At 56.2% G+C, this 19,408-nt stretch carries 16 protein-coding genes and 1 pseudogene; 14 read left to right on the top strand and 3 right to left on the bottom strand.

Annotated features, from left to right (window positions below; translation table 11 throughout):
- Positions 1–3: 3 nt before the first annotated feature.
- From ACJ9Y9_RS11935 to ACJ9Y9_RS11925, 3 genes are read right to left on the bottom strand one after another with little or no spacing between them, the layout of a single operon-like run.
- Positions 4–1,536: an ABC transporter substrate-binding protein gene (locus tag ACJ9Y9_RS11935; RefSeq protein WP_028018943.1), complete on the bottom strand. Its 1,533-nt coding sequence runs from the start codon at positions 1,534–1,536 to the stop codon at positions 4–6.
- Positions 1,537–1,551: 15 nt separating this feature from the next.
- Entirely contained in the window at positions 1,552–2,127 is a 576-nt protein-coding gene (gene ddpX, locus ACJ9Y9_RS11930; RefSeq protein ID WP_028018944.1) for a D-alanyl-D-alanine dipeptidase, read from the bottom strand.
- 12 nt (positions 2,128–2,139) lie between these two features.
- A complete protein-coding gene (locus ACJ9Y9_RS11925) occupies positions 2,140–2,994 on the bottom strand; it encodes a MurR/RpiR family transcriptional regulator (protein WP_028018945.1) in 855 nt (284 codons plus the stop codon).
- A 266-nt stretch (positions 2,995–3,260) separates the two neighbouring features.
- On the opposite strand from ACJ9Y9_RS11925, the gene ACJ9Y9_RS11920 reads away from it, so the two are divergent.
- The 14 genes and pseudogenes from ACJ9Y9_RS11920 (at position 3,261) to dsbG (ending at position 19,382) form a co-directional block, all read left to right on the top strand.
- Complete coding sequence (locus ACJ9Y9_RS11920; protein WP_028018946.1) at positions 3,261–4,736, top strand: carboxylesterase; 1,476 nt, start codon at positions 3,261–3,263, stop codon at positions 4,734–4,736.
- Between the two features lie 101 nt (positions 4,737–4,837).
- Entirely contained in the window at positions 4,838–6,049 is a 1,212-nt protein-coding gene (locus tag ACJ9Y9_RS11915; protein ID WP_028018947.1) for a diguanylate phosphodiesterase, read from the top strand.
- An 89-nt stretch (positions 6,050–6,138) separates the two neighbouring features.
- On the top strand, positions 6,139–7,029 hold the full coding sequence (locus ACJ9Y9_RS11910) for an aminoimidazole riboside kinase (protein ID WP_028018948.1): 891 nt from the start codon (positions 6,139–6,141) through the stop codon (positions 7,027–7,029).
- Positions 7,030–7,202: 173 nt separating this feature from the next.
- On the top strand, positions 7,203–8,720 hold the full coding sequence (locus ACJ9Y9_RS11905; protein WP_407226108.1) for a carbohydrate porin: 1,518 nt from the start codon (positions 7,203–7,205) through the stop codon (positions 8,718–8,720).
- Positions 8,721–8,786: 66 nt separating this feature from the next.
- Positions 8,787–10,157, top strand: a complete 1,371-nt coding sequence (locus ACJ9Y9_RS11900; protein WP_028018950.1) for a sucrose-specific PTS transporter subunit IIBC — start codon at positions 8,787–8,789, stop codon at positions 10,155–10,157.
- The gene (locus ACJ9Y9_RS11895) at positions 10,157–11,563 is read left to right on the top strand and encodes a sucrose-6-phosphate hydrolase (RefSeq protein ID WP_028018951.1); all 1,407 of its coding nucleotides are present in this window, start codon (positions 10,157–10,159) and stop codon (positions 11,561–11,563) included. Before ACJ9Y9_RS11900 ends, ACJ9Y9_RS11895 begins: the two co-directional genes overlap by 1 nt.
- A 28-nt stretch (positions 11,564–11,591) precedes the next feature.
- Positions 11,592–12,608: a LacI family DNA-binding transcriptional regulator gene (locus tag ACJ9Y9_RS11890; RefSeq protein ID WP_028018952.1), complete on the top strand. Its 1,017-nt coding sequence runs from the start codon at positions 11,592–11,594 to the stop codon at positions 12,606–12,608.
- An 89-nt stretch (positions 12,609–12,697) separates the two neighbouring features.
- Positions 12,698–14,248, top strand: a pseudogene (locus ACJ9Y9_RS11885) (methyl-accepting chemotaxis protein).
- Between the two features lie 200 nt (positions 14,249–14,448).
- The gene (locus tag ACJ9Y9_RS11880; RefSeq protein WP_028018954.1) at positions 14,449–14,868 is read left to right on the top strand and encodes a hypothetical protein; all 420 of its coding nucleotides are present in this window, start codon (positions 14,449–14,451) and stop codon (positions 14,866–14,868) included.
- Positions 14,869–14,873: 5 nt separating this feature from the next.
- Positions 14,874–15,434, top strand: coding sequence for an RNA polymerase sigma factor (locus tag ACJ9Y9_RS11875; RefSeq protein WP_080282765.1), 561 nt, complete (start codon positions 14,874–14,876; stop codon positions 15,432–15,434).
- Positions 15,435–15,521: 87 nt separating this feature from the next.
- On the top strand, positions 15,522–15,893 hold the full coding sequence (locus tag ACJ9Y9_RS11870) for a hypothetical protein (RefSeq protein ID WP_028018956.1): 372 nt from the start codon (positions 15,522–15,524) through the stop codon (positions 15,891–15,893).
- Positions 15,894–15,940: 47 nt separating this feature from the next.
- Complete coding sequence (locus ACJ9Y9_RS11865; protein WP_028018957.1) at positions 15,941–17,962, top strand: protein-disulfide reductase DsbD; 2,022 nt, start codon at positions 15,941–15,943, stop codon at positions 17,960–17,962.
- Positions 17,963–17,969: 7 nt separating this feature from the next.
- A complete protein-coding gene (locus tag ACJ9Y9_RS11860; RefSeq protein WP_028018958.1) occupies positions 17,970–18,581 on the top strand; it encodes a DsbA family protein in 612 nt (203 codons plus the stop codon).
- 42 nt (positions 18,582–18,623) lie between these two features.
- The gene (gene dsbG, locus ACJ9Y9_RS11855) at positions 18,624–19,382 is read left to right on the top strand and encodes a thiol:disulfide interchange protein DsbG (protein ID WP_028018959.1); all 759 of its coding nucleotides are present in this window, start codon (positions 18,624–18,626) and stop codon (positions 19,380–19,382) included.
- Positions 19,383–19,408: the final 26 nt, after the last annotated feature.

Here is a 19,408-nt window from a genome sequence, read left to right as displayed (position 1 = left end):
CCGTTACTTACTCATGGTGGCGATGTTGAACACCTGCTCGAGCATCGGATTAAAGGTGAAGCCTTTAACGTCTTTGTTCATCGCCAGCTGGTAATTCTTCTGGAACAGATAAACGTACGCGGCTTCGTCGATCACCACTTTTTGCGCCTGCTGGTAGTCTTTGGTGCGCTCCGCCTGATCGGTGGTTTTCAGCGCGGCCTGCAGCAGTGAATCAACCTCTTTGTTCTCATAGAACGAACGGTTGCCTGGCAGCCCTTTTTTGTCCGACTCGAACCAGTAGTTCATGAACATATACGGGTCGGCAAAGTCCGGGCTCCAGTTGCCGATGGCAATGTCATAATCACCTTTACCGACACGGTCGCGCATGGTGGCGTTTGCCAGTTTTTCCAGCTTGACGTTAATGCCGAGTTTGCCGAGGCTGGCCTGGGTGGAGAGGGCGATAGGCTCCCAGTTCGGGTCGTTGTCCGAGTAGAGGAAGGTCAGGCTGGCCGGTTTGTCTTTAACCTTCTCCAGCGCGGCTTTGGCTTTGGCCTCGTCAAAACTGTACTGCATGGCCGTCGCGTCAAAGCCCCACATGCCGTCCGGGATCGGGCCACGCATCTGCTTGCCATTGCCGCTAAGAATACCTTTCACCATTCCCTGATAATCCGTCGCCCATGAGACAGCCCGGCGTAAATCCACCTGATTGAGCGGTGCCTTACTGTTGTTAAGATACAGGTAGGTCACGCGCAAAGAAGGGTATTCTGCGACGGCCACTTTGCCTTCCTGTTTCAGTGCGGCCAGCTGATCCACCGGCAGAGAGTCAGCAATATCCAGATCGCCACGGGAAAGCTGCAGTCGGCGGGAGGCGCTCTCACCGATTATTTTCACGGACACGCGTTTAAAGTGCGGTTTATCACCCTGCCAGTGGGGATTTGGCACCAGTACCAGTTGCTGACCTTTCTGCCAGCTTTTCAGCATAAACGGGCCTGATCCAGCGGTGTTTTGCGCCAGAAAACCGCGCGCATCGTCCGCCGCATTGGCTTTCAACACCGCCGGGTTAATGATGGAGGCACCGTCGTTCGCCAGCGTGTAGAGGAACGGGGCAAACGGCTGACTGAGCGTGAATTTCACCGTATGGTCATCAACGGCATCAATTTTCAGATCTTTCGGGAAGGCTTCAGACGGCCCCTGGCTGAGTTTCAGCAGGCGTTCGAACGAGAGCTTGACCGCTTCGGCGGTGACCGGCGTGCCGTCGGAGAATTTCGCGTTGTCCGTCAGGGTAAAGGTCCACTCTTTTTGGTCGTCGGAGGCTTTCCATCCTGTTGACAGATCGCCTTCCACTTCGGTTGTACCGGGCTTGTATTTCACCAGTCGTTGATAGGACGGATAGGTGACGGTCCAGTCGTTGTTATCAATCGTTACGGCAGGATCGAGCGTTTGCGGGTCAGCTGCTTTACCGATCACCAGCATGTCTTTCGGGACGGCAGCCAGCGCCAGCGGGGCGCTCAGTGCCAGCGTGGCGGCAATTACGGTCGTGAGAAGCGTTGTTTTCATGGCAGTGCTCCAGGTTCAAAGAGGGGTGTGCGTCAATGGAAAACAGGCAAAACGGTCGTCAAGCAGCGGATAGCTGGCGGCATTCGGCAGTTCGAAATGCCACCATTCGCTGCTGATCCCCACAAAACCGCCGCCGAACATGATGGCGTTCAGCAGCAGACGGTTGCGCTGGGCGTGCGGTGGCACGGAGGGATGATACGGATGCGAGCGGTCATGCATTTCGTCAAAACCGGCACCCATATCCAGCACGGTGTTATGTTCATCCATCAGCGTGACGTCGATAGCCGTACCGCGGCTGTGATTGGAGCCAATCGCCACATCCACCACATATTCCGGGTTTGGGCAGGCATCCCACAGCTGGGCCTGCGCCTGTTGCGGTCGATAGGCGTCGTACACCACCAGTTTCAACCCGGCCAGCGTGGCAATACCGATGGCTTTCGCGAGTGCGGTGGCAGCGTCGGTATGCAGCAGGCACTGTGCTTCCTGATAGATCGGGCGGCCAGTGATGTTGTCGGCGGTGGCGTACTTCAGATCGATGTGCAGCGTGGGAAACGCTTTCGCCACATCAATCAGTTCACTCTCTTCGGGCATAGCTCCGCTCCTTTAGCGTTCGAATTGGCCAAACTCTTGTTGTAATTGTCGGTTTACGGCCAGGCGCGCCGGAAGCGCGTCACCTAACGCTTCCACCACGCCCGACAGCAGCAGGTTGAACAGACAGCTCACGGGGGCAAGTGAATCCCAGAAATGGCCGGTATCGGTTTTCACTTGCAGTAAATCAATCGGATAATCGCGTGCCCACGGACACCAGATATCAGTGATCAAGGCCAGGGGGATCTGTTTCTCACTCGCCACACGGCAGTACTGCCGAGCGACTGCGGAGTAGGTACGGGTATCTGTCAGCACCACATAGGGATGAGAAAATCCTGAGTTCAGAGATTCAACCCAGCTCCCGGATGCCCCCTCGGAATAGCTGACGCCCGGGCGGAGATACTCGAGATGGCTGAAGAAAGCGTTGGCGATCCCGCGCGTCGACTGAATTCCCAGCACAAAAACGGCCTCCGCGTGAGCCAACTGATGCACCACCTGGCGGAAGGTGTCCGTTTGCGCCAACTGATACACCTGCGTGATGGCATCCACTTCCAGCGACAAAGCGTGCTGAAGGCGATTGGGCAGGGGGCGCTGCTGCTGCCAGGAGTCCAGACGCTCATTCATGCCCCAGGGCTGGTAAGGGTCGCGCAGGCTTTTCTTGGCGTCTTCCAGGTTACGATACCCCAGCTTGCGCAGGAAGCGTCCGACGGTGATGCCGCTGGTACCGGTCGCCAGACCGACGCTCTCTGCCGTTTCAAACGGAATTTGCGCGGTGTGCGCCAGTAGCCAGCTGCCAACCCGTTTTTCGCTGGGCGTCAGTTGGCTGAAGGTCGCTTCGATACGGCTCAACATCTCGGGTTTTGTCGTCATACCGCCTCGCTGTTAACAGGCTGTCAGTCGCCAGAATTGTGTTACCTGATTAACAATGCATGACGCGTGCCAGAGTCACAGGGCAGTGAGAACCTGCTGCGACGCAAACTTCATGCAATATTTAATTAACCAATGATCAACATTTGTGCAGCCTAGTTCACTTTTGGTGCACTGGCTGAGCGGGCAGGTATGAATTTGTTGAATACGTCAGCTTCTTCACATTTTTGATAAGATATAAACACAGTGAAAATAAAAGGGATCCCGGCATGGCGAATTTGTCCTGGCGTGTCAGCGTGCGCCTGATGTCTCTCGCAAAAAAAATAGCGATGGTAGCGGGGATCGTTCTGGTCGTGCTGCTTGCTGTGCGGGTGTATCTGTCTCAGCAGGGCCCGGAACTGCACCTCTGGCATACCTGGCGGGCAGATGAGATGTCCGTGCGCGAGCTGGACAAAGCCGATTTTGCCAGGTATCAGGCCCGGGAAAAGGCGATTTTCACCGATCTGGATAACGCGGTGACGGCTAAAACAGCGGGCGAGGAACAAACCCCGTTAAACCGTTATTACCGCCAGAGCCTGGTATGGCCCGGTCAGTTTTCACCAGATGCCAACCGTTCATTTGTGCTGATGCCTGCCGGAAAGCCGCGCGGTGCGGTGGTGTTGCTGCACGGATTGACGGACTCTCCTTACAGCGTCAGACACCTGGCTTTACATTATCAGCAGCACGGGTTTGTGGCAGTGGTACCGCGGCTACCCGGACACGGCACCGCGCCCGGCGCGCTGACGGACGTTGACTGGGAGATGTGGCTGGCGGCAACGCGCCTTGCTGTGCGGGAAGCCACGCGTCTGGCGGGAGAGAGTGCGCCACTCCATCTGGTGGGGTACTCCAACGGCGGGGCGCTGGCGATGAAATATACCCTTGATGCGCTGGATTCCACTTCACTTCATCGACCGCAGCAGGTGGTACTGCTTTCACCGATGATTGGCGTGACGGCCTTTGCGCGGTTTGCCGGTTTCGCCGGGCTACCGGCGCTGCTGCCGGCGTTTGCCAAAGCGGCGTGGCTGAATATCTCGCCGGAATATAATCCGTATAAATACAACTCGTTCCCGGTGAACGCCGCCCGCCAGTCGTGGCTGTTGACGAAGACCCTTCAGGAGCAGATTGGCCGCGCGGCGCGGGAACATAAACTGGGGCAGTTGCCGCCGATTCTGGCGTTTCAGTCAGTGATGGATTCCACGGTCAGTACCCGCGCGGTGGTAACCGGGTTATTTGATCAGCTTCCGTTGAACGGCAGTGAACTGGTCATGTTTGATATCAACCAGGCGGCAAGTTTCCGCCCGCTATTTAAGCCATCGTCCTGGACGGCGGCCTCGTCGCTGCTGCCCGTCGAACAGAGACGTTACAGTGTCACGATTATCACCAATGCCAGCGAGCACAGTTTCTCGACGGTGGCGAAAATAACCCCGGCAGGCAGCACGCAGGAGTCGGTCGTGCCGCTTGCGCAATCCTGGCCGAAGGATATCTATTCTCTGTCGCATATTGCCGTGCCGTTCCCACCGGATGACGATCTGTATGGCCGCGAACCTGGCGTGAAAAACCACTATGGCATTAGCCTGGGGACGATTGCGCTCTGGGGAGAAACGTCCGTGTTGAGCGTCGGAAAAGAGGCGCTCATGCGAGTCACCTCGAACCCGTTCTACGACTACATGCTGGAGAGGATCGACGGCCGGATCGGGGATCAATAACCGTAAAGAACCCTTGTGGCGTGAATATGTTAGGTCGCACTGATTAATTATGATAAACAGTAGGTTCAAGGCACCTTTCTCTCTCATTGGAACCCGCTCTTGTGCTGACAACGCTCATTTATCGAAGCCAGTTGAATTTATCCCACCCGTCCACCGAACTGCGGGAGCTGGTGGAGCGGGCCAGGGGCCGCAACACAAAACTGGATATTACCGGCGTCCTCCTGGCTAAAGGGAGTGATGTTATGCAAATCCTAGAAGGGTCGGAAGAGAGTGTGGTCAAATTGTTCCACACCATCCGTGAGGATAAACGGCACAGTGGTGTGGTTGAACTGATGCGGGACTACGGTCCGCGCAGACGGTTCGAAAATGTCGGTATGCTGCTCTTCGACCTGCAGATCCAGTCGGCGAAAGACGTGCTACAGTCGGTACTGCGTTACAGCAAGCTGGACAGCTATCTCGCCTCTGATGATCGGGTATTCAAATTTATCCAGAGGTTTATTACAGATCAGCGACCGTCCTCGTCTGGGGAACGTTACGACCCGACAAAATGGACGCTCTCACCGGAGACATTACCGTTTGGTGATAGCCTGGGCCTGCTGGCTAACCAATCTTGCCAGTTTGCGCTCCAGCCCATTGTTGAGCCCTCCGAAGGGAAGATTAGTTCACTTGAAGCCCTCATTCGCGGTAATGATGGCGGCAGTCCGGAGCATTTTTTCAGCTCCCTCGACCCGGACAAAATCTACGAAATTGACCTTCAGACGAAAGCCTATGCCTTTGCGCTGGCTGAAAAGTTCGGTATTGGTAACCATAAAATTGCGGTAAATCTGTTACCGATGTCGCTGGTCAATGTTCCTGGCGCCGTGGCATTTCTGGCGGATCAAATTAAAAAACACGGGCTTAAACCGGAGCAGGTTGTCATTGAAGTCACTGAAAACGAGATGATTTCCGGCTTCAACCAGTTTAATAGCGCCATTAAACAACTTCGTGCTGAAGGCATTGGCCTGGCGATTGACGATTTTGGTTCCGGCTATGCGGGGCTTTCGCTGCTGACCCGGTTCCAGCCGGATAAAATTAAAATTGACCGGGAAATTGTCAGCAATATTCATCTTAGCGGCCCGAAACAGGCGATCGTGCGCTCGATTGTCAGCTGTTGCTCCGACCTCGAAATCACCCTGGTGGCGGAAGGGATCGAGAAAATGGAGGAGTGGTGCTGGCTTGAATCAGCCGGGATCCGCCGTTTCCAGGGCTTTCTGTTTGCCCGTCCACAGCTTAATGGCGTAGGCGATATTCACTGGCCGCATCTGGTGCGTTAAGCCAATTTTCCACCCTCGTTATTTCCCCTTTTCCTGACCTGTGCTTAAATAGCTAAAACGGTTTAACAATGTTTAGCTAAGAGGATCACATGAAAAAAATCTGGGTACTTGGCGATGCGGTAGTGGATTTGCTGCCTGACGGCGAAGGCAGATTACTGCAGTGTCCCGGCGGTGCACCGGCAAACGTCGCCGTCGGTATAGCCCGGCTGGGCGGTCGAAGCGCCTTTATCGGCAGAGTTGGCGATGACCCGTTCGGGCGTTTTATGTCTAAGACATTAGCCGACGAGCGAGTCGACGTGAAGTATATGCGCCTGGACCCGGCGCATCGTACTTCTACGGTGGTAGTGGATCTGGATGACCACGGCGAACGCTCGTTTACCTTCATGGTGCGCCCGAGCGCCGATCTGTTTCTGGAAACGGCCGATCTGCCGAGCTTCAGCGTCGGGGAGTGGCTGCATGTCTGTTCCATCGCGTTGAGCGCAGAGCCAAGCCGTTCTGCGACCTTCAGGGCGATGGCCTCCATCCGGGAAGCGGGTGGTTACGTCAGTTTCGATCCCAATATTCGCCCGGACCTCTGGCAGGATGAGAACGAACTTCGCCGCTGTCTCGAACGCGCTCTGCAGGGTGCAGACGTGGTGAAACTTTCTCTCGAAGAGCTGGCCTTTTTCACTGGCGAAACGCAGGTGGAGACCGGTCTGGATAAGCTCATGAATCGCTGCCCGGCACATCTGGTGCTGGTTACACAGGGTAAAGAGGGCGTCATCGCATGGCATGAGGGCACCGTGAAACACTATCCGGCCACGCCTGTGAAATGTGTCGATACGACCGGCGCAGGCGATGCCTTTGTGGCGGGGCTGCTTTACGGGCTGGCCGCCGGTCAGCCGTTGACGTCCGTTATCGCTTTAGCTCAACGCTGCGGTGCGTTAGCCACCACGGCAAAAGGAGCCATGACGGCTCTGCCATATCAGCACGCCCTGTAATTCCTCCCATTGCTGGCCGCCATCCGGCGGCCTGAATTGTCGCCTCGATCACACTTACTAAAACGGTTTAGCAAAAAAGATTGCCGATCCAAAATTCAGAGGTTTAGTATCAGCAACCTAAACCGGTTTAGCAATTTAGCACGTTTAATGACTTCTTTTAGGGATGCGACAAAATGTATAAAAAACGCAGACTTGCCGTGATGATAGGCATGCTGGCCGGAAGTACCTCTGTTTTTGCCCAAACGGATATGACAAGCATCGAAGCGCGACTTGCGGCGATGGAACAGCGTCTTCAGGACGCGGAGACGCGCGCACAGGTTGCTGAGAAACGCGCGATGGATGCAGAACAAAAAACGCAGCAACTGGTTGCGGCTCAGCAGCAGGCGCAAACGACAACTCAGGAAGTGGCTCAACGCACCGCCGCGCTGGAGAAAAAAGCGGACCAAAGCGGTGGGTTTGAGTTCCACGGCTATGCCCGTTCTGGCCTGCTGATGAACGATGCGGCCTCCAGCAGCAAAAGCGGCCCTTATCTGACACCCGCCGGGGAAACGGGCGGAGCAGTAGGGCGTCTGGGTAACGAAGCCGACACCTACGTTGAGCTGAACCTGGAGCATAAACAAACCCTGGATAACGGGGCGACCACGCGCTTCAAAGCGATGCTGGCCGACGGTCAGCGAACCTATAACGACTGGTCAGCCGATACCAGCGATCTCAATATTCGTCAGGCCTTTGCGGAGCTGGGTAACTTGCCTGATTTCACCGGTGCGCTGAAGGGCAGTACCTTCTGGGCGGGTAAACGCTTTGACCGCGACAACTTTGATATTCACTGGCTGGATTCCGACGTCGTGTTCCTTGCCGGTACCGGTGGCGGTGTATATGACGTGAAATGGAACGATTCGCTGCGCAGTAACTTCTCTATTTACGGCCGCAACTTCGGCAGCGTGGAGCAGACCGACAATAACGTTCAGAACTATATCCTCAGCATGAACCACTTCGCCGGACCGTTCCAGTTGATGGTAAGCGGCCTGCGGGCGAAAGATAACGACGACCGTAAAGACACCAACGGCGATCTCATCAAAACTGACGCCGCCAATACCGGCGTTCATGCTCTGGTCGGGTTGCACAATGAGAGTTTCTACGGCCTGCGGGAAGGGACAGCCAAAACGGCGCTGCTGTACGGTCACGGGCTGGGTGCGGAAGTGAAAAGTATCGGTTCCGATGGCGCACTGCTGTCTGAGGCGGATACCTGGCGCTTTGCAAGTTACGGTGTCACGCCGATTGGCGGGGGCTGGAGCGTTGCGCCTGCTGTCCTGGCGCAAAGCAGTAAAGATCGTTACGTCAAGGGCGATAGCTATGAGTGGGTGACGCTCAACACCCGCCTGATTAAAGAGGTGACGCAGAACTTCGCCCTGGCGTTTGAGGGAAGCTATCAGTACATGGATTTAAACCCGGAAGGCTATAAGGAACGCAACGCCGTCAACGGCAGTTTCTACAAGCTGACCTTTGCGCCAACGTTAAAAGCGAGCAAAATCGGCGATTTCTTCAGCCGTCCGGAGCTGCGCCTGTTTGCCACCTGGATGGACTGGAGCAGCAAACTGGATCATTACGCCAGCGATGATGCCTTTGGCAGCAGCGGTTTCAACGCAGGCGGGGAATGGAACTTTGGGGTCCAGATGGAAACCTGGTTTTAACCCATCACGCTCCCGCCTGGCGGGGGCGTTTCGCACATCATAAAAAGAAGTCAGGCAGAGGTATCTATGGATTTTAATCAAATCGCCCGCGAGCTTATTCCGCTGCTCGGTGGCAAGGAAAATATCGCCAGCGCGGCGCATTGCGCAACCCGTCTTCGTCTGGTGCTGGTCGATGACGCGCTGGCAGATCAGCAGGCTATCGGCAAGGTCGAGGGCGTGAAGGGCTGTTTCCGTAACGCCGGGCAGATGCAGGTGATTTTTGGCACGGGCGTGGTCAACAAGGTTTACGCCGCGTTTATTCAGGCTGCGGGGATTAGCGAATCCAGTAAATCTGAAGCCGCGGATCTGGCGGCGCGCAAGCTGAACCCGTTCCAGCGCATTGCCCGTCTGCTTTCCAATATCTTTGTGCCGATCATTCCCGCGATTGTGGCGTCCGGCCTGCTGATGGGTCTGCTCGGTATGGTGAAAACCTACGGCTGGGTCAATGCGGATAACGCCATCTACATCATGCTGGACATGTGCAGCTCGGCGGCGTTTATCATTCTGCCTATTCTGATTGGTTTTACCGGCGCGAGGGAATTTGGCGGCAACCCGTATCTCGGCGCGACGCTGGGCGGCATTCTGACGCACCCGGCGCTGACCAACGCCTGGGGCGTGGCGTCGGGCTTCCACACCATGAATTTCTTCGGCCTTGAGATCGCAATGATTGGTTACCAGGGCACGGTTTTCCCGGTGCTGCTGGCCGTCTGGTTCATGAGCATCGTGGAGAAAAACCTGCGCCGCGCGATCCCGGATGCGTTAGACCTGATCCTGACGCCGTTCCTCACCGTCGTTATCTCCGGATTTATCGCCTTACTGATTATTGGTCCGGCGGGCCGTGCGCTGGGCGACGGCATCTCCTTTATCCTGAGCACATTAATTGAACACGCGGGCTGGCTGGCCGGGCTGCTGTTTGGCGGGCTTTACTCGGTGATTGTGATCACCGGTATTCACCACAGTTTCCACGCGATTGAAGCAGGTCTGCTGGGTAACCCGTCGATTGGCGTTAACTTCCTGCTGCCGATCTGGGCGATGGCGAACGTAGCACAGGGCGGCGCCTGTCTGGCGGTGTGGTTCAAAACCAAAGATGCCAAAATCAAAGCCATTACCTTACCTTCGGCTTTCTCTGCCATGCTCGGTATTACTGAAGCGGCCATTTTTGGTATCAACCTGCGTTTCGTAAAACCGTTTATTGCCGCGTTGATTGGCGGTGCGGTGGGCGGGGCCTGGGTGGTCTCAGTGCATGTTTATATGACTGCCGTTGGGTTGACCGCTATTCCAGGTATGGCCATTGTGCAGGCAAGCTCTCTGCTCAACTATATTATCGGCATGGTGATTGCCTTCGGCGTGGCGTTTACCGTCTCGCTGCTGCTGAAATATAAAACGGACTCAGAATAATGACGTTACCTTCACGCTGGCCTGCGATCCTGCAGGCCGTTATGACAGGCCAGCCGCGTGCGCTCGCAGACAGCCATTATCCGCAATGGCACGCCGCGCCGGTGACGGGGCTGATGAACGATCCCAACGGGTTTATCTGGTTTGCCGGGCGTTATCATCTGTTTTATCAGTGGAACCCGCTGGACTGCGAGCATCGGTTTAAATGCTGGGGGCACTGGAGTTCTGCGGATCTGGTGCACTGGCAGCATGAGCCGCTGGCGCTGATGCCCGACGAAGAGTATGACCGCAACGGCTGCTACTCTGGTAGCGCCGTGGATAACGAGGGTGTTTTGACCCTGTGTTACACCGGCAACGTCAAATTCGATGACGGCAACCGCACCGCCTGGCAGTGTCTGGCCGTGGAACAACCGGACGGCAGCTTTAAGAAACTCGGACCTGTGCTTGCGCTACCGGAAGGTTACACCGGCCACGTGCGCGACCCGAAGGTGTGGCAGCACAATGGGGAGTGGTACATGGTGCTGGGCGCGCAGGATTTGCAAAAACGCGGCAAAGTGCTGCTGTTCAAATCCGCTGATTTGCACACCTGGGCGTCCTGCGGCGAGATCGCCGGTCACGGTGTTAACGGCCTGACGGACGCAGGGTATATGTGGGAGTGCCCCGATCTGTTTGCCCTCGACGGGACGCATGTTCTGATCTGCTGTCCGCAGGGGCTGGCGCGCGAGCCGCATCGCTACCTCAACACCTATCCAGCCGCATGGATGAGCGGGGCGTTTGACTATGCAAACGCCGCATTCGATCACGGCGCTCTGCACGAGCTGGACGCCGGGTTTGAGTTTTACGCGCCGCAAACGACGCTGGCGGAAGACGGTCGCCGCATTCTGATCGGCTGGATGGGCGTGCCGGACGGAGAAGAGATGCTTCAGCCAACGCGAACGCAAGGCTGGATGCACCAGATGACCTGTCCGCGCGAATTACGCTACCACGACGGCAAGCTCTGGCAAAACCCAGCTCGTGAACTGGAAGCGCTGCGTGAAGGTGAACAACGCTGGCAGGGGATCGCCAGTGATGCGCCAGAACTGGATGCGACGCGTCTGGAGTTTGAACTGAGTACATCGCGCGTGAACGTTGATTTCGGCGGAACTTTGCGTCTCACGGTCGATGACCAGGGGCTGCGTCTGGAACGCGCCAGTCTGAAAACCGGGGAAACATTGACCCGCTACTGGCTGGGGGGCGTCAGCCATTTACGCGTTCTGTGCGACCGCTCCAGCGTTGAAATTTTCATCAACCACGGTGAAGGAGTGCTGAGCAGCCGCTATTTTCCTGACCATCCAGCCCGTGTACGATTCGAAGGTGAGTCCGTCATCACATTACGCTACTGGTCGCTGCGCGCCTGCATGATAGAATGAGGGTTTTGGCAGCCGGATCTAAGTCGTTGTGAGAAAAACAAAACGCGTCACCATTAAAGACATCGCGGAACTGGCGGGGGTATCAAAAGCCACCGCCAGCCTGGTCCTGAACGGACGCAGCAAAGAGCTGCGCGTAGCGGAAGAGACGCGTGAACGCGTGCTGGCGATTGCCAAAGAGCACCACTATCAGCCCAGCATTCATGCCCGGTCGCTGCGTGATAACCGTAGCCACACCATTGGGCTGGTGGTTCCTGAAATTACCAACTACGGTTTTGCCGTGTTTTCTCACGAGCTGGAGACGCTGTGCCGTGAGGCTGGCGTTCAGCTGCTGATCTCCTGTAGCGATGAAAACCCGGGGCAGGAGACGGTAGTGGTGAACAACATGGTGGCGCGTCAGGTGGACGGGCTGATTGTGGCTTCCAGCATGCTTAACGATGCGGACTACCACAAGCTGAGTGAGCAACTGCCCGTTGTCCTTTTTGACCGCCACATCAACGACAGCGCGCTGCCGCTGGTGATCACCGATTCCATTACCCCGACGACGGAACTGGTGGCTGACATAGCGCGTCAGCATCCTGATGAGTTTTACTTCCTCGGCGGTCAACCGCGCCTTTCCCCGACGCGCGACCGCCTGGAAGGGTTTAAGCAAGGTTTGCGTGAAGCCAATGTAACGCTGCGCCCGGAGTGGATCATTCACGGCAACTATCATCCGAGCTCCGGATACGAGATGTTCGCTGAACTTTGCGCCCGCCTGGGACGTCCGCCGAAAGCGCTTTTCACCGCCGCCTGCGGTCTGCTGGAAGGGGTATTGCGCTACATGGGTCAACACAACCTGTTGCAAAGCGATATCAGGTTAGCCAGTTTTGACGATCACTACCTCTACGATTCGCTGACGATCCCTGTCGATACCATTCGTCAGGATAACCGCCAGCTGGCCTGGCACTGCTTTGATTTAATTAGCAAATTGATCGAAGGGGAGACACCACAGCCCTTGCAGCGCAAGCTGGATGCCACCCTGCAACGACGCTATAAGTCATCTATATAGCTCTGACCGATACATCAATAACTTTAATTAATTTAAGTTTTGGATGCGCCGATAACCATAAGGAATAATTCTCCTTGAGGTATTGGTCTATGTCGTTGAAAAAGTCGTCCCTGATTGTCCTGTTCTCACTGCTTTTCTTTTTTGTTGTCAGCACCGTCACCAGCGTTGGCCTCATCATTAAAAGTAATAATTCCCTGGATAATGTGAACAAAGAGATCCAGGTTGTGCTGTCGATTATTGACCCCATCAACCACAGCCGCACCCTGCGCGTTCGGGTGATGGAGTATGTGAAGATGGTGGAAGCGGGCAACTCGGCAGATGAGTCTGCGAAGCTTGCCGCAGTGAAAGAGGCGCTGACCAAAGCGGACCACGCCTTTGCTGCCTTTATGGATTCACCGCGTCTGACGGATGAAGCGCCGCTGGTGAGTGCCTATCAGGATGCCTGGCAAAACTACCGCAACCAGGGACTGGTACCGCTGATCAATGCTGCCGAAGCGCACGATGTTGCCAAATTTAACGCCCTGATCCCGGACGTGTCCCGCCTCGACCGCCAGTACGAGATCGTTCTCGACCAGGTGCTTTCCGTCCACCAGAAATACGCCAAAAGCCTGAACGAAGATGCGAGCAGCAACTTCGTCTCCGGCCTGGTGATGATTGCCGCTATCGCCTGCCTGTTTGTGGTGGTGATTGTCGCGGTCAGCCTGCTGATGAAGCGATTTGTGTTTGCCCCGGTAAACCTGGCACGCGAACACTGCAGCCAGATTGCGGCAGGCAAGCTGGACATCCCGGTGCCGGTGAAGGGACGCTCCGGTAACGAAATCGACCATCTTATGAGTTCGATGGAGCAGATGCGCCAGGCGCTGCTTGCGACGATCGCCCAGGTGCGCGATGCGAGCCATACCGTGACCCACGCAGCGCAAGAGATTGCCTCCGGGAATATTGACCTGGCGTCACGTACCGAGCAGCAGGCTTCCGCGTTAACCCAGACGGCGGCCAGCATGGAAGAACTGAGCGCAACCGTGGCGAACAATACCGATAACGTCTATCAGGCCGGAAAACTGGTGCAGGATGCGGTGAAAAATGCCCATACCGGTGAAGCGGTGACCCGTGAAGTCATCGACACCATGAATACCATCGCGGCGAACTCGAAGCGCATCGAAGACATTACCAGCGTCATCAACAGCATCGCTTTCCAGACCAATATTCTGGCGCTGAACGCGGCGGTTGAAGCGGCACGCGCCGGTACGCAGGGACGCGGTTTCGCGGTTGTGGCCAGTGAAGTTCGCACCCTGGCGCAGAAAAGCGCAGTGGCGGCTAAGGACATCGAGAGCCTTATTGCGTAGTCGGTTTCCAGCGTGAAAAACGGTGCCGAGCTGGTGAACCGTTCGGGCGAGGTGATCGATTCCATTATCGGTTCTGTTAATAAAGTGAATACGCTGATGGAGCAGATCTCCGTAGCCTCTGAAGAGCAGAGCCGTGGGATCAGCCAGGTCGGACAGGCGGTAACCGAGATGGATGGCGTAACCCAGCAGAACGCCGCGCTGGTGCAGCAGTCCGCCGCGGCCGCGGCATCGCTGGAAGAGCAGGCGCAGCAGCTTTCGAGAAGTATTTCGAGTTTTAGTTTGCCGGTGCAGGCGTAAGCCTTTGACATGTGCCGGGTGGCGCTGGCGCTTACCCGGCCTACGAAACCCGTAGGCCCGCGCAAGCGTAAGCGCCGCCGGGCAATAACCGCGAATGTGCGGCCAGAGTAATTATTTCATTCACCCCAGCAATATTTCCCTCCCTCAATCGTCTACCTCATCACAAGCCATAATCAGTTACTGTAAACGAGGTAAACACCATGAGAGATTTTGATATGCACGAAAGAGGTCACGGACGCGGATTCGGTCGCCACCGTATGGGCAAGGGTTTAGTCATCGGCGCCGTGATCTTCGTTGTACTCGGCCTGCTGGTAATGTCCCTGTGGAACGCCTTGCTTCCGGCGATCCTCGGTGTGAAAGCCATCGGGTTCTGGCAGGCGCTGGGCATACTGGTGTTGAGCCGAATTCTGTTTGGCGGGCTGGGTTTCCGCCCCGGCATGTTTGGTGCACACCGCCGGATGCACGAGCGCTGGATGAACATGACCCCCGAACAGCGCGAGGCGTTTATTCAGCAGCGTCGTGAAGGGTTTGGTCGCCACGGGCGCGGTCACTGCGGCTGGCACGGCCATCGTGACGATAAGCGCGATGACAACGCGCCAAAAACGCCGGAAGCAGAGTGAGCGAAATGAAAGCCGGGGAGGCGGGCGGATCCATGCTGATGTCGGCGCTCAATGCCTGTCGCGCCAGGCTGAAAGCCTTCATACGCGGGCGCACGTCCGTCCGTGATGATGCCGACGACATTTTGCAGGAAGTCACTTATCAGCTGATGAAAGTGGAACAGCCGGTCGAGAACGTTGCTGCGTGGCTGTTCCGCGCGGCGCGTAATGAGATGATTGACCGGTCGCGGAAAAAACGCGAGGTTTCGCTCTCCGGCTATTTTACGGGCGATGATGAAGACGGTTTTCCGGAAGACGAGCTGGCCGAAACCCTGTTCGGTGTGCCGCAGACACCGGAAGAGGAGTATCTCAAAACGCTGTTGTGGGAAGAACTGGAACAGGCGTTGTCTGAACTTCCACCGCCGCAGCGGGAGGTATTCGAAAAGACCGAGCTTCACGGCTACAGCATTAAAATGCTGGCAGAGGAGACGGGTGCCAGCGAGCAGGCGCTGTTATCCCGTAAGCACAAGGCGGTGTTGTTTCTGCGTACGCGGCTGCGGGATGTTTATGACGCTCTGACCGGTGAATAGCGGCGACAGACAAAACCTTACACTTCCGGCACTTGTAGATTCATCACTATCGTTTATGATCGGGGCGTCTTGTTACTCTGGAATGTTATGCGCAACCGTCAGCTTCTCGGAAAATGGCTTTTGATCGTCACCTGTCTCGCGATGGCACTTTGTCTCGTGCAGCGTGCGGTGTATCTCAACCATTTTTTACAGGGACTGGATCCGCAAACGTCCCAGATGGCTGACGCCCCAGCTCAAAACAGCAACACTGAACAGCCCGGCCCGTCACCTTGTCAGCTTGGCGCGCACTCGCTTCTCTGCGCGCAGCCGCTGTTCTTCGACGGTGCGCTACCGGCCATTATTATCTTCTTTGCCCTCCTGCAGCTGTTTACGCAGGGGCGGGTATTTGTTTCCAGAGAACAACCCGTTCAGGCGCCGCCTCCCCGAATACATCTTAAAAACTGCGTCTTCCGTGAATGAAAAACATCGTTACCACACGATAATTTTCACTATTCATGGAGTAAAACATGTTTAACCTTTTCAGGGGGTTCGTCTTCCTGTGGCTGTCCTGCATCGGTATTACCCATGCGGCAGACACTGGCTGGCAGGTCTCCCCACAAAACGATCACGCGCGTATCCGCTTTCAGGCGGAAAGAGATCAAAACCGCATTCAGGGCTTGCTCACCGTCGAGCTAAAGCCCGGCTGGAAAACCTACTGGCGTTCGCCGGGCGAGGGCGGTGTCGCGCCGAAAATCAGCTGGCCGGAAGGCGTAACGGACAGCTGGTCCTGGCCAGAGCCTTCGCGTTTCGATATCTCCGGCATGACCACGCAGGGATATCACGACAAGGTCACGATCCCGATTGTCCTCGACGGGGTGAAGGGAGACGCGCTCGACGGAACGCTGACGCTCTCCACGTGCAGTAACGTCTGTCTGCTGACGGACTACCCGCTGCATCTCGATTTTACCCAGCCGGTCGATGCAGGTTTTCGTGACGCCTTTGACCATGCGATGCGCTCCATTCCCGGCTCGTCGGGCGTTTCATCTGACCTCACCGCCTGGCTGGCGGACGGCAATCTGGTTATTACAGGGACAACGGAAGGAAAGTGGGACAATCCGGGGATCTATTTTGACCCGCTGGATGGGGATATTCTTCCGGGAGAACCCGTCATTAAACACGACAGCCATCAGCTTCGGGTGACCGTTCCCGTCACCGATGAGTGGGGAGATAAGCCCACTTCGCTGGAAGGGAAAGCTCTGTCGTTTGTGTTGACCAATGGCATTAAAGCCCAGCAAACCGTAATGACGGTTGGAACAACGCCTGCTGCGTCCGCAGCGCCCGGCACGGGAAAAATGGTGTTCTTTGCGCTGTTGGGTGGGTTGATCCTGAACCTGATGCCCTGCGTATTGCCAGTGATGGGTATGAAGCTCAACAGTATCCTGCATGCGGGCTCGAACAAACGAACGATCAGGCTGCGTTTTCTGGCAACCAGCGCCGGGATCCTCACCTCCTTTATGCTGCTTGCCGCGATGGTGACTGCGCTTAAGCTGACCGGGGCATCTCTGGGCTGGGGTATTCAGTTCCAGAACCCGTGGTTTATCGGCCTGATGGTCGCCGTGACCTTCCTCTTCGCGCTGAATCTGTTTGGGGTGTTTGAGATGCTGCTGCCTTCTGCCACCGCAGGACGCCTGGCTGCAACAGGCGGCGCGGGGCTGGGCGGCAGTTTCTGTGAAGGGATGTTCGCCACGCTGCTGGCCACGCCGTGCTCCGCACCATTCCTCGGTACTGCCGTGGCGTTTGCCCTCGGCGCACCGCTGCAGACCCTGTGGCTCATTTTTCTGATGCTCGGCGTGGGAATGAGTTTGCCGTGGCTGTTCGTCGCCCTGGTGCCCAAAACGGCCATGCTGCTGCCGAAACCTGGCCGCTGGATGAACACGCTCAAAGTCATCTTGGGCCTGATGATGCTGGCCTCAAGCCTCTGGCTGGCAACATTGTTAAGCGTGCATCTGGGCGAGGCGGTCAGCCAGATCGTGATGCTGGTGCTGATTGTTGTCGCACTGACGCTTTTTGCATTGAAGGGGCAAAGGTCCTCACCGTTGTTCTGGGTGGTGGTGATCTCCCTGTCAGTATTTGGTGGATACCAACTGCGCGGGTTGCTTAACGCATCACCTGTTCTCGCAACGCAAAGTGTGGAGCAGACGATCCCGTGGCAGCCGCTAAGTGAAGAGGCCATCCAGATGGCGCTTGCGCAGGGGAAACGGGTGTTTGTGGATATCTCTGCCGACTGGTGCGTAACCTGTAAGGTTAACGAGCATCGGGTACTGAATCAGCCGGACATCATTGCCGCACTGAGTCAGCCGGACGTGGTGGCCCTGCGCGGAGACTGGAGCCAGCCTTCCGCGCTTATCGCTGCGTTTCTTGAGAAGCGAAATCGCTACGCCATTCCGTTTAATGAGGTGTATGGCCCCGGTATCCCGGACGGGGAGATCCTCTCGCCGCTGCTGGATAAGCGCACCCTTGTCACTACCCTGAACAACGCAAAAGGCTAACCGTTTTATGAAAAAAATCCTTATTACGCTGCTGCTACTTCTGGCCTCTGTTCAGGTGATGGCGGCAACACCCCTGACGCCGGACCAGGAACAACGTGCGCAGAAGATGATCTCTGATTTCCTGTTTAACGATCCGAACTCCCCGCGCATCGGCGCGAAAAACCCAAAACTGACGCTTGTGGTTTTTACGGACTACAACTGCCCGTACTGCAAAAAATTCGACCCGTACCTGGAGAAAATTGTCGAAAAATACCCGGATGTCGCAGTGGTCTTTAAGTTTTTGCCTTTCCGCTCGGAAAGTTCGCTGACCGCAGCGCGTGATGCCCTAACGCTCTGGCGCGCGCATCCGGAGCAGTTTATGAAATTGAACCATACCCTGATGGCCAGAAAGGGGTACCACGATGACGCCAGCATTCAGGAGGCGCAAAAACGGGCGGGGGTGAGTGTCACGACGCCAGATGAGGAGAGCCTGATGACGATTAAGCGCAGCCTGATCGTTGCAGAGAAAATGGGGATTCAGGGAACACCCGCCACGCTCATCGGTGAAGGATTGCTTCCCGGCTGGGTGCCGTTTGAACAGTTCGATGAAATGGTCAGTGACGCACTGAAAAACCGCTAACCTGAAAGGGGGCTTGATGCCCCCGATAAACCGGAGAGGGAAATGAATAAATTACTGTTACTTTCGGCGCTGGTATCTTCAGGGCTGGCGCAGGCGGCTGAAGCCATACCGGATGTGGTAAAACACTTCAGCGAGCAGCAGGACATCAAAATCATTAAGAAACTGGATGCGCCAGGCGGCGCGCCAGCCTGGCTTGGACAATATCAGGATATGGGCGTGACGCTCTTTTTAACGCCGGACGGCAAGCACGTGATCTCGGGGTATCTGTACGATGACAAAGGAAAAAACCTCAGCGAAGGATATTTCCAGAAAGAGATCTATGCCCCAATGGGACGCGAAATGTGGAAAAAGCTTAACGCGGCGCATCCCCTGAAAGAAGGGGCGGAGAACGCTCCGCGTAAAGTCTTCGTCTTTGCCGATCCGTTCTGCCCGTACTGCAAACAGTTCTGGTCAGAGGCGCAATCGTGGGTGAAGGCCGGTAACGTTCAGCTCAATACGCTGCTGGTGGCGTTTCTCAACCCCAACAGCGGACGTAATGCCGCCGCTATACTAAATGCGAAAGATCCGGTCTCGGCCTGGCGTGATTACGAATTATCTGGCGGTAAAAAATTGCCCAAACCGGAAGGCAGCGCATCCCGTGAAACCGTTGAAATACTGCAGAAACACCAGGCATTAATGGACGCTCTGGGCGCTAACGCCACGCCAGCCATTTATTATCTGAATGCGGAAAATGAGCTTCAGCAGGTGGTGGGTATGCCGGATGAAAAACAGCTTGAGGCAATGTTCGGGCCGAAGCCATAAAAAAACAGGCAGAAACGGGGCGTTTC

Source organism: Enterobacter sp. CPE_E1241, assembly GCF_045618265.1.
Lineage (GTDB): Bacteria > Pseudomonadota > Gammaproteobacteria > Enterobacterales > Enterobacteriaceae > Enterobacter > Enterobacter adelaidei.
The sequence above is the reverse complement of the archived record's forward strand: the minus strand, read 5'-3'. Positions and strand labels throughout refer to the sequence as shown.

Bases quoted from the DNA above. Each gene is read 5' to 3' on its own strand.
- ACJ9Y9_RS11935 (WP_028018943.1), bottom strand. From the start codon at position 1,536: ATGAAAACAACGCTTCTCACGACCGTAATTGCCGCCACGCTGGCACTG.
- ddpX (WP_028018944.1), bottom strand. From the start codon at position 2,127: ATGCCCGAAGAGAGTGAACTGATTGATGTGGCGAAAGCGTTTCCCACG.
- ACJ9Y9_RS11925 (WP_028018945.1), bottom strand. From the start codon at position 2,994: ATGACGACAAAACCCGAGATGTTGAGCCGTATCGAAGCGACCTTCAGC.
- ACJ9Y9_RS11920 (WP_028018946.1), top strand. From the start codon at position 3,261: ATGGCGAATTTGTCCTGGCGTGTCAGCGTGCGCCTGATGTCTCTCGCA.
- ACJ9Y9_RS11910 (WP_028018948.1), top strand. From the start codon at position 6,139: ATGAAAAAAATCTGGGTACTTGGCGATGCGGTAGTGGATTTGCTGCCT.
- ACJ9Y9_RS11905 (WP_407226108.1), top strand. From the start codon at position 7,203: ATGTATAAAAAACGCAGACTTGCCGTGATGATAGGCATGCTGGCCGGA.
- ACJ9Y9_RS11900 (WP_028018950.1), top strand. From the start codon at position 8,787: ATGGATTTTAATCAAATCGCCCGCGAGCTTATTCCGCTGCTCGGTGGC.
- ACJ9Y9_RS11895 (WP_028018951.1), top strand. From the start codon at position 10,157: ATGACGTTACCTTCACGCTGGCCTGCGATCCTGCAGGCCGTTATGACA.
- ACJ9Y9_RS11880 (WP_028018954.1), top strand. From the start codon at position 14,449: ATGAGAGATTTTGATATGCACGAAAGAGGTCACGGACGCGGATTCGGT.
- ACJ9Y9_RS11875 (WP_080282765.1), top strand. From the start codon at position 14,874: ATGAAAGCCGGGGAGGCGGGCGGATCCATGCTGATGTCGGCGCTCAAT.
- ACJ9Y9_RS11870 (WP_028018956.1), top strand. From the start codon at position 15,522: ATGCGCAACCGTCAGCTTCTCGGAAAATGGCTTTTGATCGTCACCTGT.
- ACJ9Y9_RS11865 (WP_028018957.1), top strand. From the start codon at position 15,941: ATGTTTAACCTTTTCAGGGGGTTCGTCTTCCTGTGGCTGTCCTGCATC.
- ACJ9Y9_RS11860 (WP_028018958.1), top strand. From the start codon at position 17,970: ATGAAAAAAATCCTTATTACGCTGCTGCTACTTCTGGCCTCTGTTCAG.
- dsbG (WP_028018959.1), top strand. From the start codon at position 18,624: ATGAATAAATTACTGTTACTTTCGGCGCTGGTATCTTCAGGGCTGGCG.